We start from the raw sequence: 15,740 nt of genomic DNA, 5'->3' as shown, positions 1-15,740 counted from the left end.
TGAGGTGCTGTTCAGCGATGTCGTCACGGCCTCCGAGGCTGTACGAGCGACCAGGTCGCGCAAGGCGAAAACCGCCGCGCTGGCCGAGCTCTTCGATGCCGCGGGACCGTCCGAAATCGGCACCGTGGTGGCGTGGTTGTCCGGTGAGCTGGTGCAGGGTCGGATCGGGGCGGGCTGGCGCACGGTGGCCGGGCTCGACACGCCGCCCAGCAGCGATGCGAGTCTCACGGTCGCCGCGGTGGACGACACCTTCTCGCAGCTCACCAGCCTGAACGGCAAGGGATCGACCACCCGCCGCCGCGCTGTGCTCACCGCGCTCTTCGCCGCCGCGACCGAGCAGGAGCAGTCCTTCCTCGTCCGGCTGCTCACCGGCGAACTGCGCCAGGGCGCGCTGGCCGCGCTCGTCGTCGAGGCCCTCGCCCGGTCCACCGGCATCCCCGTCGACGTCGTGCGCCGAGCCCACATGCTCTCCGGCCGGCTCCCCGTCACCGCGATCGCCGCGCTCACCGGCGGCGAACAGGCACTGTCGGCGTTCCGCCTGGAAGTAGGACGCCCCGTCGCGCCGATGCTCGCCTCACCCGGCGGCGCGCTGGACGAGGCGCTCGCCGAACTCGGCTCCGACATCAGTGTCGAACACAAGCTCGACGGCGCCCGCATCCAAGTGCACCGCGACGGCGACCGGGTCTGGGTCTTCACCAGAACTCTGCGCGACATCACCGCGGGCGTCCCCGAACTCGTCGACCTCGTCAGGACTCTCGACTGCGCCACCGTTGTCCTGGACGGCGAAACACTCGCCCTCACCGACGCCGGCCGCCCCCGCCCGTTCCAGGAGACGATGAGCAGATTCGCCACCATCGGCGATCCACGCCAGTTGCACCCCTATTTCTTCGACTGCCTGCACCTCGACGGTGTCGACCTCCTCGACGAACCACTGCGGGTCCGCCGCGCCGCGCTCGAGCGGGTCGCCGGCGAGCACAGCATCCCCGCGCTCATCGCGCCGACCCCCGAGGCCGCCGCCGACTGCTACGACGACGCCTTGGCGGTGGGCAACGAGGGCGTGATGATCAAGGCGCTCGACGCCCCGTACGCCGCGGGCCGACGCGGCAAGGCCTGGCAGAAGATCAAACCCGCGCACACCCTCGACCTGCTGGTGATCGGCGCGGAGTGGGGGTACGGCCGTCGCACCGGTTTCCTGTCGAATCTGCACCTGGCCGCCGTCGATCCGGACACGGGCGAACCCCTGATGGTCGGCAAGACCTTCAAGGGCCTCACCGACGAACTGCTGCGGTGGCAGACCGAGGAATTCCCGCGCCACGAAACCCACCGCGACGGCCAGACCGTGTACCTGCGCCCCGAACTCGTCGTCGAGGTCGCGCTCGACGGAGTGCAAACCAGTACCCGATATCCGGGCGGGGTGGCACTGCGGTTCGCCAGGGTGGTGCGATATCGGCCGGACAAAGAACCCCCGCAGGCCGACACGATCGACGCGGTGCGCGCACTCGGCGTGCGGTCCGGCTGAGGTCAGCCGCGGCTTCGTAAGACTTACCCGCAACAGTTCGGCAATCCGGCGAAGGCATGCGACACACTGTTCGGGTGAGCGCCGAACTACTGATCCTGTTGATCGTCATCGTCACAGCTCTCGCATTCGACTTCACCAACGGATTCCACGACACGGCCAACGCCATGGCGACCTCGATCGCCACCGGTGCGTTGAAGCCGAAGACGGCGGTCGCGCTCTCGGGTGTGCTGAATCTGATCGGTGCGTTTCTGTCGGTGTCGGTGGCCGCGACGGTGGCCAAGGGCATCGTGCAGTTGAACGAAGTGAGCGGGCAGGATCTCCTCGTCATCGTCTTCGCCGGCCTGGTCGGCGGCATCCTGTGGAATCTGTTGACCTGGCTGCTCGGCCTGCCGTCCAGTTCCTCGCACGCGCTGTTCGGCGGGCTGATCGGCTCGACGATCGCCGCGCTCGGCTGGAACGGCGTGATCTGGGCGTCGGGCTCGGACGGCGTGCTGACCAAGATCGTTCTGCCCGCCTTCCTCGCGCCGGTGATCGCGGCGGCGGTCGCGGCCATCGGCACCTACCTGGTGTACCGGATCACCCACGGCGTCGACCGGGACAAGACCGAGGAGGGTTTTCGCTGGGGCCAGATCGGCTCGGCGTCGCTGGTCTCGCTGGCGCACGGGACCAACGACGCGCAGAAGACGATGGGCGTCATCTTCCTCGCCCTGGTCGCCTACGGCTCGCTCGACCAGGACGACCACATGCCGCTGTGGGTGATGGCCGCCTGTGCGGTCGCGATCGCCCTCGGTACCTATCTCGGCGGCTGGCGGATCATCAGGACTCTCGGCAAAGGTTTGGTCGAGATCGAATCGCCGCAGGGTCTGGCCGCCGAGTCGACCTCGGCGGCGATCATCCTCACCTCGGCGCACTTCGGGCTGCCACTGTCGACCACCCAGACCGCGACCGGCGCGATCCTGGGCACGGGCATCGGCAAGGGCGCGGAAGTGCGCTGGCGGGTGATGGGCCGGATGGCCGTCGCCTGGCTGCTGACCCTGCCGATGGCGGGCATCGTCGGCGCGATCTGCTGGGCGGTCGCGCACGTCATCGGTGGCCTCGCCGGTGTGCTCGTGGTGTTCGGCGTGCTGATCTCAGGCTCGCTCGGCATCTACCTCCGGTCGCGCCGGGACCCGGTCGGCACCCACAATGTGAACGAATGGCCCGAGGGTCAGCAGCCGCCCGACTCGGTGCAGGCGCCGATCGACCAGAACCACGCCGGGTAGAGGGGAGCGATCATGCACACCGTCATCACCAATCTGAGTTCACTGTGGGAAGTGCTGCTCGCCGCGTTGATCTTCGGCGCGGGCGTGCCAACGGTCTTCGCCTTCGCCGTGCGATGGTGGGGCAAGTCCGAGGTCGTCGACGCCGAGGGCCGCATCCACCGCAACTACGCGCCGCTGGCGGGTGCGCTGCTGTGCCTGATCCTCATCGTGGTCGTGGTGATCACCGGAATCCTGTTCACCGCCAAGGCATTCATCGCCCACCAGTTCGGTATCCACCTGTTCGGCCAATCATGAGTGAGGACGCCATGACCGATCCGAACCCCACCCCCGATGGCCACTCGGTCCGGGGCAATCTGCTCTCGCGGGTGCTCGGCTGGCTGCGCGCGGGGTACCCGCAGGGCATTCCGCAGTCGGATTACGTCGCCCTGTTCGCTGTGCTGCACCGTCATCTCACCGACTACGAGGTGGTGGTGATCGGGGAGAAACTGGTGGAGGCGAATCCCAATCGGGAATCGATCAGCGAGGCCGAAATCGAAGCGGCCATAGCCGATTTCGCGAAGGAACAGCCCGCACCCGATGATGTCTCGCGGGTGGCTTCGCATCTGGCGGCCGGTGGCTGGCCGTTGGCCGAACCGCTCGACGACGGCGAACCCACTACCGAACAGAATTGATCGCCCGGCCTCGACAATTCCCCAGGGGCAGCGCAATTCACTTCGACAATGGCGAATCGCCTGGCTGCCCGGCCACCGCGCGCTAGCATGCATCCGTGGTTCGGCGTGCGGATGTAACCGATAGTGGTCGTAGTTACGGTGGATTGTCGCGCCAGCAGCGAGTCGCGCTACGCCGCAACAGGTTGACCGACGCGGCACTGGAACTATTCGGCACCCAGGGATATTCGTCGACTTCGATCGAGCGACTGTGTTCGACCGCGAACGTGTCGACGCGCAGTTTCTACGAAGACATCGGTAGCCGCGAAGCATTACTGATCGCTGTCGTCGACCGCTTGAACGCGGCCGCGCTGCGCCACCTCGACGAGGTATTGGAACTGACCAGTGAGCAGCCGTTGGTGGTGCGCGTGGTGGAGAGTTTCCGCGCGTTTCTCGCGGTGACCTGCCGTGACCGCCGGGCGGCGCGGGTGTTCTATGTCGAGGTCGTCGGAGTGAGCCCGGTGGTGGAGGAATGGCGGCGCGCGCAGCGACGGTCCATTTCGGCACTGCTCACCCGGGAAGCGCAACGCGCCGCCGAGCGCGGCGAGGCGGAATCACGCAGCCTGCACCTGTTCGGCCTCGCGGTCATCGGCGCGGTGAATTCGCTTGCCCAGGAGATGGTGCACGCCACCGTTCCCGGTGACGCGATCTCGGTCGACGAGATCTGCGAGGAGATCGCCTATTTCATCCACTCCGGGCTCACGGTCCGCACCGCGGTCGCGCCGACCACCTAGCTGCCCACAACACGAAAAAGCGGGAGGCATCCGAATCCGGACGCCTCCCGCTTTCAGTGGGAGATCAGATACCCATGCCCTGGGCGAGCAGCGGCCACGACTCGTGCAGCGCCTGCTCCCAGTACGGCCAGTAGTGGGTGCCCATCGGGGTGAACTGGTAGGTCGCGGGGATACCCAGCGAGTCCAGCTTGGCCTTCAGGTTCTGGCTGCACGCGTTGGTCGCGGCCTCGATGCCGACACCGAGACCGAGGTTCACCACGCCCATCGGCCCGGGGGAGCCGTTGAGGTAGTAGGCGACGTCGGCGTTGCTCGGCATGCCGCTACCGCTGGAGATGTAGAGGTTGGTGCCACGCAGCTTCTCGGCGTTGATGACCGGGTCGTTCTCGACCCAGGCCGGATCGTTGTCCGGGCCGTACATGTTGACGGTCTTGCCGCCCGCCCAGGTCTCCACGGAGAACTTGACGGCCTGCTTGCCCAGCGGGTCGGCGATCTGCGCGCAGCCACTGTAGGCGGCGACGGACTTGAACAGGCCCGGCTTGGCCTCGGCCAGCTGCAGCACCGAGGTGCCGGAGGTGGACAGCCCGGCCAGCGCGTTGAGGCCCGTCGAGTTGAGGGCGCTGTCGAGCAGCGGCGGGAGTTCCTGGGTGAAGAAGGTGTTCCACTTGTTCAGGCCCAGCTTGGGGTCTTCCTGCTTCCAGTCGGCGTAGTAGCTGCCGCGGCCGCCGATCGGCTGGATCACATTGACCTGCTTGTCGGCCAGGAAGCCGAGCGCGTTGGTCTGGGCGGCCCAGCTGGCCGTGCCCTCACCGGCGTCGAGGCCGTTGAGCATGTAGAAGTTGGGAGCGGGCTTGGACTCGTCGACGGGACGCTGCACGTCGACGGTGATGTCCTTCTTCATCGATGCCGAGTACACCTTCAGGTGCCAGGTGCGGCCATCCTTGACGATGGACGACACGGCTGAGGGCGTCTCGGGTTCGGCGGACGCGGCGCCACCGGCGACAACGGCCACCGACAATGCGGCGGTCAGAGCCACGGCGGTGGTTCGCAGCGCGGCCACGGTACGTAGTGCAGAGAGCTTCATCGAACAGTCGGTTCCAGTCCACGGCCCTGTCGGGCACGTCATCGCAGTGCTTCCCCCGGTCGTCGAGAGCATATGCGCTCGACGCCTGCAGGGCTGTCAGATCCTCCGTCACTCTATGTCCTCTCACAGGACATAATCGTTACCGGTTCACATTCGTGGGTGACCTCGCCCACGATCTTCACGAGGAACGCGATCCGCACCCCGGTCCGGAAATGCCGTCGCCCTGGTCGTGTGGCCGCCGGTGTTTATCGAGCGACACCGAATTCGCGGGGGAGTATTCGCTGTTCTACGCGGAGAAGCCGAGCTTGAAGTAACAACGCCTATCAAATGGCCATGCCGACGGCGGCGTTCGAGCCGAAGTCGCGGCGGGCGGAGAGGCGAATGCCCGCGCGCGAGGCGAGGAAGTCGGCGGTGATGAAGACCGCGGTTTCGGCGGGTGTGCGCGGGCCCGATTCCAGGCCGGCGGGCACGTGCACGCGGGCCAGGGTCGGCTCGTCGAAGCCGCCTGCGCGCAGGTCTTCGAGGCGCCGGGCCTGATCGGCCGGGGTGCCGAGGGCCGCGAGATACCCGAGTTCGGGCAGGCGCAGCGCGACGGTGAGCAGCGGGATCTCGAATCGCGGCTCGTTGGCCAGCACGACGATGGCGGTGGTGCTGTCGACCTCGCCGGCGGCGGAGAGCGTGTTGAGGTAGCGATGCGGCCAGTCGACGACCACTTCGGCGCCGGGGAACGAGGCCGGGTCGGCGAACTCCGGGCGTGAGTCGCAGATGCTCACCCGATAGCCGATCATTCGCGCCTGGGCGACGAGGGTGGCCGCATAGGCGTTGGCGCCGAAGATGATCAGGCGCGGCGGCGGGCAATACGAGGCGACGAACAGATCGGACTCGGGCAGCGCGACGAGTTCGGTCGCGTGCTTGCGGTCGGTGACCAGATGCTGGCCGATGACATCGGGATCCTGATTCCACACCACGGTGAACACGGTGACCCGGCGATGGGCTTGGATATCAGCGGCGATGGTGGGGAATTCGGGAAAGTCGCGGCAGGAGAACGGTTCTACGAAAATATCGACGAGCGTGCCGTCGTCGGCGCTCGATTCCATTCCGGTGAGCATGCTGTAGCGGCGCAGTTGCCGAACACCGGTGCGGCCCGCTTCCAGCGCCGCCTCGTAGACGGTCTCTTCCAGTCGACCGGAGGCGATCGATCCGAAGACGCCGCCATTGGGGGTGACCAGCATGGAAGAGCCGATGGGCAGGGAATTGGTGCCGATGGTACGGACCACGGTGGCCAGGCCGCCGGTGCGGCCCGAATGCCACACTCGCAGAAGGTCATCGACGATATCGCGCATATCTCACAACTCCGATCAGCGTGCGCCGACTCCCGGGAAATCGCGATCGGTCCCTGTCGCCAAGTCGTCGCACGTGACGCACACCATATCCTGTCGACTGCCCAAATAGGAACCGGCTCCGATATCACCTGCGGCTGTCTCCGAAATGGCTTCCCAGTGCTTGTACTCGATCACAACGGGGTGTCCAGGTGTGTCGTGAAACACAGCGCGAGCGATTCCGCTCTGGCTCGAACGCGCCGCGGCGAGCACTCTGGCGACGACATCGGCCCCGATATCAGGGGTGTCGACGGGCAGAAAAGCCACGTACCGACTGTCTGTTTCGGTGGCCGCGCGCAGTCCGGCGCGCACCGTCGCGGAGAGCCCGGTGGCCCAGTCGGCAACCCATCGCCATCCGGTGCCGTCGGGCAGTCCGAGGGCGGCCGGATCGGGTCCGGTCGCACCCAGCGCGACGATCACCGGATCGCAGCCCCCCTCGCGCAACGCGGTGATCGCCGAGCGCAACCACGCGCCGTTCTCGGCGAGTGCCTTGGGTTTGCCGTAGCGCGTACCCGCACCCGCCGCGAGGACGACGCCGGTGCACGAGGAGTGCGCGCGACGGTCCGCTGAGGGCATGTGAGCGAAGGTAATGACGCAATGTTGCCGCTCGATTACGACAGGGGAGCGCGGCGGCGACGACACGCCGACGTGATGGACTGCACATCGGTGGCGGCAGGGCGGGGATCGCGCGATGCTGGATCGATGACGAGCGAAGCGTTGAGCCTGGCGGGTTTCAACGATCTACCTGCGACGACCGCCGAGGAGGCCTTGCTCGCCTGTTGCTCGGCGCCACGCTGGGCCCGGGTGATCGCGGGCGCGCGCCCCTACGCGTCCACGGAATCGCTGCTGGAGGTGGCCGACGCGGCATCGGCGGCACTCGATGACGCCGAAATCGCCGAGGCGCTGGCCGGTCACCCGCGCATCGGCGACAGCCCGACCTCGGCGGCGTCGGCGCGCGAACAGTCCGGTGTGGCGGGCGCGGAGGTGCGCTCGGCGCTGGCCGAGGGCAATCGGGCCTACGAGGCGAAGTTCGGCCACATCTACCTGGTGTGCGCGGCAGGCCGCAGTGGGGAGGAGTTGCTCGCGGTGCTGCGGGCGCGCCTGGACAACGATTCGTCAACCGAAAGGCAGGTCATGCGAGCAGAACTGGCGAAGATCAACCGGCTGCGCCTGGCGGGGCTGGTGGCGCCGTGACGAGCCTGAGCACCCATGTCCTCGATGCCGTGCGTGGGGTGCCCGCCGCGGGTGTCGCCATGTGGCTCGTGCGCGACGATCAGCGGCTCACCGAAGCGCTCACCGATGTCGACGGCCGGGTGAAAGAGCTTGCCGCCGGACTGAATCCGGGTGACTACCGGCTGTATTTCGACACCGGCAGCTATTTCGCGGCGCAGGGCACCGAGACCTTCTATCCGGAAGTCTGCGTCGCGTTCACGGTGGGTGAGCAGTCGCATCTGCATGTGCCGCTGTTGCTGTCGCCGTTCGCCTATTCGACCTACCGAGGGAGCTGAGATGGCACTGAGCGGTCCGATCGTGTCGACCGACAACCGATATGGCAAGGCCGAGAATCGGATTGTGCGTTTCTACAAAGAGCGCACGCGCCACGAGATTCGCGACGTGAACGTCTCGACCACCCTGCGCGGCGATTTCGAGGCGGCCTACACCGACGGTGACCAGAGTCACGTCCTGCCCACCGACACCCAGAAACACACCGCCTTCGTCTATGCGAAGAAGCCCGGGCTCGACACGATCGAGGAGTACGCGATCGCGCTGGCGAAGCACTTCGTCGAGACGGTCGCGCCGGTGGCGAGTGCGCGCATCGACGTGGACTGCTATGGCTGGCAGCGTGTTTCGATCGATGGCGCCGAACACGATCACACCTGGGTGCGCCAGGGGCCCGAGGCGCGCACCGCCGCGGTGACGGTGGCGGGCGAGGGTGGCGAGCAGTCGCGGTGGGTGATCGGCGGGATCAAGGACCTGGTGCTGCTCAAATCGACGGGCTCGGAGTTCGCCGACTTCCTCACCGACGAGTACACCACCCTCGCGCCGACCCGTGATCGGGTGCTCGCCAGTTCGCTGGTGGTCCAGTGGCGGTTCGCCGAGATCGGGGGATTCGATTGGGACGAGGTGTACGAGGGTATCCGCGCCACCCTGCTCGAGCTGTTCGCGACCACCTACTCGAAAGCCTTGCAGCAGACGCTGCACGCGATGGGAACCGCTGTGCTGGAACGTTTTCCGATGCTGGCCGAGATCCGTTTGGCGGCGCCGAACAAGCACCACTTCGAGTACGACCTGGCGCAGTTCGGGATCGAGAACTCCGGTGAGGTCTTCTGGGCGGCCGACCGTCCCTACGGTTCGATCCACGCCACCCTGGCGCGCGCGGACGCTCCCGACGCGGGGATCGCGTGGCTGCCGTGAGCGCGCCCGATCTGCTGATCCACGGGTGTGCGGTGGTGACCGTCGACGCGGCGGGCACCGAGTACCGCAGGGGCTGGGTCACCGTGCGTGGCAACAGGATCGACGCCGTCGGCGAGGGTGAGCCGCCGGAGTCCGGCCGCGAGGTCGTGCGGATCGACGGGCGTGGCTGCGTGCTCACGCCCGGTCTGGTGAACACCCACCACCATTTGTACCAGTGGATCACCCGGGGGCTGGCCGCCGACAACACGCTGTTCGAGTGGCTGAACAAGCTGTACCCGGTGTGGGCGCGGATCGACGAGAAGTCGGTGCGCACGGCTGCCACCGGTGCGTTGGTCTCGCTGGCACGCAGTGGGTGCACGACGTCGTCGGATCACCATTACGTGTTCCCGCGCGGCGGCGGCGACCTGCTCGCCGCCGAGATCGGTGCGGCGGCGGAGGTGGGACTGCGGTTCCACCCCGCACGCGGGTCGATGGATCTGGGCCAGAGCAAGGGTGGGCTGCCGCCGGACACCGTGGTGGAGTCGATCGACGACATCCTCGCCGCGAGTGCCGCGGCCATCACGGACTGGCACGACCCGTCCTTCGGCGCGATGGTGCGGATCGCCCTTGCCCCCTGCTCGCCCTTCTCGGTCACCGCCGACCTCATGCGCGAGTCCGCGGCGCTGGCTCGTTCCGCCGGCGTCCGACTGCACACCCACCTCGCCGAAACTCTCGATGAGCAGGACTTCTGCCGGGAGAGCTTCGGCTGCACGCCTGCCGAATACATGGAACAGCTCGGTTGGCTGGGCGACGATGTCTGGTTCGCCCACGCCGTGCACCTCGACGACCCGGCGATCTCGGCGATGGCTCGCACCGGAACCGGCGTGGCGCACTGCCCGACCTCCAACGGCCGGTTGGGCGCCGGGATCGCGCGGACCGCCGACCTGGTGGCGGCGGGGGTTCGGGTCGGCCTCGGGGTAGACGGTGCGGCCAGCAACGAGTCGAGTTCGATCATCGAGGAGCCGCGCAACGCGTTGCTGTACGCGCGGGCGGTCGGCGGCCCGCGGGCGATGACGGTGCGCACGGCGCTGGAACTGGCGACCATGGGTGGGGCGCGGGTGCTCGGGCGGGCGGACGAGATCGGGTCGATCGAGCCGGGCAAGGTGGCCGATCTGGCCCTGTGGCGGCTCGATACGCCCGCTCACGCCGGTATCGAGGACCCCGTCGTCGCGGTGATTCTCGGGTCGGCGCCGCCGCTGGCCGCGTTGCTGGTGAACGGGCGCGAGGTGGTTCGCGACGATGTGGTGCTGACGGTGGACGAGGCGTCGGTCGGTGCCGAGGTCGCCCGAGCGCAGGCCCTTCTGCTGGCCGGAGCGTGATCTCGAGCGCGTCCTGATCGTGATCGCACGGGTTCGTCGGCAGCTCCGGCGTGCTGAACTGCGGCTTTGCCCGGATCAGCGCACACTGGATGACGTACACCGGGTTAACCGCGGCGCAATCCGGCGCGGGTTTCGTGCAACATCGCGGCAACTCCCGGCCCCTACTGTGGCCGGTGAGGAGCGAAACGAGGTGAACGTGGATCTGGATACGGTCTCCGAGGTCGTGCTCGCCCGCGAACGCGCCGATCTGGCGCAGGTCGGCGCGGGGAGCGCGGTGCTGGCGGGCGGCACCTTCCTGTACTCCGAACCGCACGATCACCTCGACCGGCTCGTCGACATCACCACCCTCGGCTGGGCGCCGCTGACGGCGTCCGCGCAGGGGCTGGAGATCGCCGCGACCTGCACGTTGGCGGAATTCGCCGGCGCCGCGCCCGGCCGCGAACTCGGTACACCGACGCTGCGCCCGCAGTGGCCGGGCACCGCGCTGTTCGCCCAGTCCTGCCGGGCACTGCTGGCCTCCCACAAGGTCTGGCGTACGGCGACCGTCGGCGGGAACGTGTGCCTGTCACTGCCCGCCGGTGCGGTACTCGGCGCGCTCGTCGCCTTGGACGCCACGGTGGTGATCTGGCCACGAGGCGGCGGCGAGCGGCGAATCCCCTTGCGCGACTTCGTCACCGGACCGGGTGAGAACCTGTTGGCCCCGGGTGCGGTCGTGCGCTCGTTCCTGGTGCCCACCGCGAGCCTGTTGGCACGCACCAGTTTTCGCAAGATCGCCCTGGCTCCACTCGGGCGCTCCGGGTCGGTGGTGATGGGCAGGCGCGATGCCGACGACCGGTGCGCGATCACCGTCACCGCGGCGACGCTGCGCCCGATCGTGCTCGACTTCGCTTCCGTCCCCACACGATCCGACCTGTCCGACGCGCTGGCCGACCTGGACCCCGACGTGTGGTTCGACGATCCCCACGGTGCGCCGGACTGGCGCGCACACGTGACCGGGCTGCTGGCCGCCGAGGTGGCCGCCGAGATCCGGGAGGCGGGAGGTGGTTCATGAGGCTCGATATCGACGGCCGCGCGGTCGAAGTGACCGCGCGCCCCGGCCAGTGCCTGCGCACGCTGCTGCGCGAGCACGGTGCGCTGGCGGTCAAAAAGGGGTGTGACTCCGGCGATTGCGGTGCCTGCTCGGTGCTGCTCGACGGCGATCCCGTCCACTCCTGCCTGATCCCCGCCCACCGCGCGGCCGATCGTGCGGTGACGACGGCCGCGGGTCTCGGCGATGGCGACGGCCCGAATGCCGTGCAACGCGGCATCGTCGAGAACGCCGGTTTCCAATGCGGTTTCTGCACCGCCGGAATGGTGGTGACGGCATCAGGTCTGGCCGCGGCCCGACCCGACACACCTGTGGACAACTTGCCTGCTCAGGTGGTTGTCGACGCCGAACGCGCCGAACTGATGAAGGGAAACCTGTGCCGCTGCACGGGTTATCGCGCCATCGCCGACGCCTTGGCGCCCCCCTGTGCATCGCTGTGCACAACTGCCGAGTTCGATGAGCTCGCGGGGCCCACGGGTGCCGGTGCCGTGCGGTCGGGCGGGAACGACGTGGTGCGATCGGAGGAACCGCTCGTTGCCGAGGGGCCCGCTGTCGAGTCCTATGTCGCCGGTCGGCCCGGTCGACTGTCCGGCGAGGTCACCACGGTGTCCGCCGAGCAGGGGCCACAGGTCACAGCGTCCGCTGTGCTGGGGGTGGAGGCACGCGTCGGCGGGGTGATGCGGCGGAAGTACCGGGCGGGGCAGATCGGGGACGGGGTGGGAGCGCCCGCGGGGGGCCGGATCGTGCGGGGTGCGGAGCCGTTCACGATGGATGTGGTGCCCGGGGCCGACGAGCAGATGCCGCCGGTGGCCCCGTGGCATCTGGCGGTACTGGCCAGTCCACACGCGCACGCGCGAATCGTGGCCATCGACGTCACCGCGGCGCGTGCGGTCGCGGGCGTGCGCGAGGTGTTGACGCATGTGGATGGACCGCGAACCGCGTTTTCCACGGCCCGGCACGAGCTGCGTGAGGACGATCCGGACGACACCTTCGTGCTCGACCGAACGGTCCGGTTCGTGGGGCAGCGGGTGGCCGCCGTGGTGGGGGAGACCCTGCATGCCGCGCGCGCCGGAGTGCGGGCGCTCCGTGTGGAGTACGAGGTGCTGCCCGCGGTGTTCGAACCCGAGGCCGCCTTGGCCGACAGCGCGCCGAAGCTGCACGCCGACAAGCCGGAGTCGGCGCGGATCGCCGACGCGCAACGCAACTTGATCGCCGAGATCCACGGCGGTGTCGGCGATGTCGAGGCAGGCATCGCGCGGGCCGCGAAGGTTGTGCGCGGGGTGTGGAATTCGCCGCGCGTGCAACACGTGCACCTCGAGACCCACGGCGGGATCGGCTGGCTCGACGACGCGGGCAGGCTTGTCGTCCGGTCGAGCACACAGGTGCCGTTTCTCGTGCGTGACGAACTCTGTCATGTCTTCGGATTGGCGCGAGATCGCGTGCGGGTGTTCGCGGCTCGCGTCGGTGGCGGGTTCGGGGCGAAGCAGGAGATGCTGGCCGAGGACCTGATCGCGCTGGCCGTGCTACGCACCGGGCACCCGGTGCAGTACGAATTCACTCGCACCGACGAGTTCACCTCGGCAACCTGCCGTCATCCGATGCGCGTCGCGGTCACCGCGGCGGCCGACGCGGCGGGCACCCTCACCGCCCTCTCGGTGGACGTCCTGGCCGACGCCGGCGCCTACGGCAACCACAGCGCGGGCGTGCTGTTCCATTCCGTCGGCGAATCGGTGGCCGTGTACCGCTGCCCGAACAAGCGCGTCGACGCACAGGCGGTGTACACCAACAACGTTCCCTCCGGCGCCTTCCGGGGCTACGGGCTCGGACAGGTGATCTTCGGCGTCGAATCGGCGATCGACGAACTGGCCCGCGAACTCGGCATCGATCCCTTCGAATTCCGTCGCCGCAATGTGGTGGTCCCGGGCGACCGGTTCACCGGAGCCGAAACCGACGACTCCGACCTGACTTTCGGCAGTTACGGCCTCGACCAGTGCCTCGACACCGCCCAGCAGGCGCTACGCCGGGGCAACGGTGTCGGCGCACCCGGTCCGCACTGGCGCGTGGGTGTGGGAACGGCCGTGGCGATGATCGCGACCGTGCCACCGCGCGGACACCATGCCGACGCCACCGCGAGTCTGCTGCCCGACGGCCGGTACGAACTCGGCGTCGGTACCGCGGAATTCGGCAACGGCACCACCACCGTCCACGCCCAACTCGCGGCGACGGCACTGGCCACCGCCGCCGACCGGATCGTCATCCGTCAATCCGACACCGATGTCGTCGGGCACGACACCGGAGCGTTCGGCTCCACCGGCACCATGGTCGCGGGCAAAGCGTCCTACGCGGCGGCACTCGAACTGCACGCGATGCTGCTGGCCAGGGCGGCGAAGGTGAGCGGACACCCCGAGCGCGACTGCCTGCTCGAACCGGACGGCGTGCGCTGCGGCGACGAGCTGATCACCGCGGCCCAGCTGCTCGCCGACGGCGAGCTCGTCGCGCACGGCACCCACGCCGGCACCCCGCGCTCGGTGAGTTTCAATGTCCACGCGTTCCGGGTGGCGGTCCAGCCGTCGACCGGTGTGGTGCGGATCCTGCAATCGATCCAGGTCGCCGACGCCGGCACCGTGCTCAACCCGGTGCAACTGCGCGGGCAGGTGGAAGGCGGGGTGGCCCAGGCCGTCGGCACCGCGCTCTATGAGGACATGCGATCCGAGCACGGTGTGGTGGTCACCGAGACGCTGCGCCACTATCACGTTCCACAGTTCGCCGATCTGCCCCGCACCGAGGTCTATTTCGCCGAAACCAGTGACGCGCTGGGCCCGCTGGGTGCCAAATCGATGAGTGAGTCCCCCTACAACCCGGTGGCCCCGGCCCTGGCGAACGCGATCCGCGACGCCGTCGGTGCCCGCCCGAACCGATTGCCGATGACCGCCGACCGTGTGTGGCGGGCCGTCCAGGAAGGAACCGCCGGGTGAATACTCGCCTGCCCGAACATATTCGAGCCCGAATCGACTCCGTGCTCGACTCCGTCGACGCCGAGTTGCGCGGGCGCTATCCCGGAGCCGGGGACCGGGTCCAGCCCGTGCACACCGCCTACGTTCCCGCCGACCGTGCCACCGCGGCGACCCCCGCCGAATGGGGCGCTACCGCCTTGGAGCTGTTGCATCGCCACGCCGACTTCCTCGTCGGCCTCGATGTCACCGGGTCGCTACCGGCGGTTCGGCGTCGACTCACGCAGCGCCCGATCCAGGACATGCGCATCGACTTCGAGGACGGTTACGGGTTCCGTACCGACGAAGAGGAGGACACGGCGGCGAAGGCGGCGGGCGAGGCGCTCGCCGCGTGGGCCGAAAAGCCGGGCGCACCGGTCTCGTTCGGGGTTCGCACGAAAGGGCTGGCCGCGAACGAACGGCGGCGTGCGCTGCGGACCCTCGAGCTCGTCCTCGACGGGGCGGGCGGCGCGCTGCCCGGCTTCGTGTTCACGGTGCCGAAGATCCGTGCCGCCGAACAGGTATCGGCCATCGTCGACCTGTGCACCGGACTCGAACACGGCCACGGACTGCCCGAACGGTCGCTGCGTTTCGAACTGCAGATCGAGAGCCCGCAGGCGATCATCGCCCCCGACGGCACCGCGCCCATCGTCGCGATGATCCAGCGGGCCGACGGCCGGTGTAGCGCACTGCATTTCGGCACCTACGACTACACCGCCGCGTGCGGCATCGCGGCCACCGACCAGGCACTCGACCATCCCGCCGCCGACTATGCCAAGTCGGTGATGCAGGTCGCGGCCGCGCAGACCGGGGTGTGGGTCTGCGACGGTTCGACCCAGATCGTTCCCGATGTCGATCCCGAAGGGGCCATGGCCAACCATCACCGCCTGGTCGATCGAGCACTGCGCCGTGGCTACTACCAGGGCTGGGACATGCACCCCGGCCACCTGATCACCCGCTGGCTCGCCACCTACGACTTCTTCCGTAGCGCGTCAGAGGTGGCGGTACCGCGCCTGGTGGCCTATCTGGACCGGCGCGCCGGTGGTGTCATGGACGAGCCCGCGACCGCCGAAGCGCTGGCGAGCACCGTGCTGCGCGGCCTGCGCGCCGAGGCGTTCACCGAAGCCGAAGTGCTGGCCACAGCACCTGGTCTGACCAGCGAAGTTCTGCTCGATCTCGTCGCTCGCCGGGTGCGTGCGACGTGAAAC

15 protein-coding genes are annotated in these 15,740 nt (G+C 68.5%); 12 read left to right on the top strand and 3 right to left on the bottom strand.

The features are described from left to right. Window positions 1-4: 4 nt before the first annotated feature. The 5 genes from ACFWUR_RS05455 (at window position 5) to ACFWUR_RS05435 (ending at window position 4,222) form a co-directional block, all read left to right on the top strand. Window positions 5-1,519, top strand: a complete 1,515-nt coding sequence (locus tag ACFWUR_RS05455; protein WP_378902254.1) for an ATP-dependent DNA ligase — start codon at window positions 5-7, stop codon at window positions 1,517-1,519. A gap of 74 nt (window positions 1,520-1,593) precedes the next feature. Further along, window positions 1,594-2,781 (top strand): anion permease, encoded by a 1,188-nt coding sequence (locus ACFWUR_RS05450; RefSeq protein ID WP_378902251.1) that lies wholly within the window; start codon window positions 1,594-1,596, stop codon window positions 2,779-2,781. 12 nt (window positions 2,782-2,793) lie between these two features. After that, entirely contained in the window at window positions 2,794-3,075 is a 282-nt protein-coding gene (locus tag ACFWUR_RS05445; protein ID WP_378902248.1) for a hypothetical protein, read from the top strand. Between the two features lie 11 nt (window positions 3,076-3,086). Further along, window positions 3,087-3,452 (top strand): DUF3349 domain-containing protein, encoded by a 366-nt coding sequence (locus ACFWUR_RS05440; protein ID WP_378902245.1) that lies wholly within the window; start codon window positions 3,087-3,089, stop codon window positions 3,450-3,452. Window positions 3,453-3,595: 143 nt separating this feature from the next. Next, on the top strand, window positions 3,596-4,222 hold the full coding sequence (locus ACFWUR_RS05435; RefSeq protein WP_378902242.1) for a TetR/AcrR family transcriptional regulator: 627 nt from the start codon (window positions 3,596-3,598) through the stop codon (window positions 4,220-4,222). 64 nt (window positions 4,223-4,286) lie between these two features. Here the strand turns inward: ACFWUR_RS05435 and ACFWUR_RS05430 are convergent, their stop codons facing one another. The 3 genes from ACFWUR_RS05430 to ACFWUR_RS05420 all read right to left on the bottom strand — a co-directional run bounded on the left by ACFWUR_RS05430 (window position 4,287) and on the right by ACFWUR_RS05420 (window position 7,258). Next, window positions 4,287-5,303: an alpha/beta hydrolase gene (locus ACFWUR_RS05430; RefSeq protein ID WP_378902239.1), complete on the bottom strand. Its 1,017-nt coding sequence runs from the start codon at window positions 5,301-5,303 to the stop codon at window positions 4,287-4,289. A gap of 323 nt (window positions 5,304-5,626) precedes the next feature. Then, window positions 5,627-6,646 (bottom strand): XdhC family protein, encoded by a 1,020-nt coding sequence (locus ACFWUR_RS05425; protein WP_378902236.1) that lies wholly within the window; start codon window positions 6,644-6,646, stop codon window positions 5,627-5,629. Window positions 6,647-6,661: 15 nt separating this feature from the next. Continuing rightward, window positions 6,662-7,258 (bottom strand): NTP transferase domain-containing protein, encoded by a 597-nt coding sequence (locus ACFWUR_RS05420; protein WP_378902233.1) that lies wholly within the window; start codon window positions 7,256-7,258, stop codon window positions 6,662-6,664. Window positions 7,259-7,384: 126 nt separating this feature from the next. On the opposite strand from ACFWUR_RS05420, the gene uraD reads away from it, so the two are divergent. From uraD to ACFWUR_RS05385, 7 genes are all read left to right on the top strand, one after another. Beyond that, window positions 7,385-7,876, top strand: a complete 492-nt coding sequence (gene uraD / locus ACFWUR_RS05415; RefSeq protein WP_378902230.1) for a 2-oxo-4-hydroxy-4-carboxy-5-ureidoimidazoline decarboxylase — start codon at window positions 7,385-7,387, stop codon at window positions 7,874-7,876. After that, the gene (gene uraH, locus ACFWUR_RS05410; RefSeq protein ID WP_378902227.1) at window positions 7,873-8,190 is read left to right on the top strand and encodes a hydroxyisourate hydrolase; all 318 of its coding nucleotides are present in this window, start codon (window positions 7,873-7,875) and stop codon (window positions 8,188-8,190) included. The genes uraD and uraH overlap by 4 nt, the downstream gene beginning before the upstream one ends. Before the next feature lies 1 nt (window position 8,191). Next, window positions 8,192-9,097: a factor-independent urate hydroxylase gene (gene pucL, locus ACFWUR_RS05405; RefSeq protein WP_378902225.1), complete on the top strand. Its 906-nt coding sequence runs from the start codon at window positions 8,192-8,194 to the stop codon at window positions 9,095-9,097. After that, a complete protein-coding gene (locus tag ACFWUR_RS05400; protein WP_378902222.1) occupies window positions 9,085-10,455 on the top strand; it encodes an 8-oxoguanine deaminase in 1,371 nt (456 codons plus the stop codon). Before pucL ends, ACFWUR_RS05400 begins: the two co-directional genes overlap by 13 nt. A gap of 196 nt (window positions 10,456-10,651) precedes the next feature. Continuing rightward, window positions 10,652-11,506, top strand: a complete 855-nt coding sequence (locus ACFWUR_RS05395; protein WP_378902518.1) for an FAD binding domain-containing protein — start codon at window positions 10,652-10,654, stop codon at window positions 11,504-11,506. Beyond that, window positions 11,503-14,517 carry a molybdopterin-dependent oxidoreductase gene (locus ACFWUR_RS05390; RefSeq protein ID WP_378902219.1) on the top strand — a complete coding sequence of 1,005 codons (3,015 nt, stop codon included), beginning with the start codon at window positions 11,503-11,505 and terminating at the stop codon, window positions 14,515-14,517. The genes ACFWUR_RS05395 and ACFWUR_RS05390 overlap by 4 nt, the downstream gene beginning before the upstream one ends. Next, window positions 14,514-15,737 carry a DUF6986 family protein gene (locus tag ACFWUR_RS05385; protein ID WP_378902216.1) on the top strand — a complete coding sequence of 408 codons (1,224 nt, stop codon included), beginning with the start codon at window positions 14,514-14,516 and terminating at the stop codon, window positions 15,735-15,737. The genes ACFWUR_RS05390 and ACFWUR_RS05385 overlap by 4 nt, the downstream gene beginning before the upstream one ends. Window positions 15,738-15,740: the final 3 nt, after the last annotated feature.

Origin of the sequence: Nocardia sp. NPDC058633 (genome assembly GCF_042717045.1) — a bacterium.
Taxonomy (GTDB): Bacteria; Actinomycetota; Actinomycetes; order Mycobacteriales; family Mycobacteriaceae; genus Nocardia.
The sequence above is the reverse complement of the archived record's forward strand: the minus strand, read 5'-3'. Positions and strand labels throughout refer to the sequence as shown.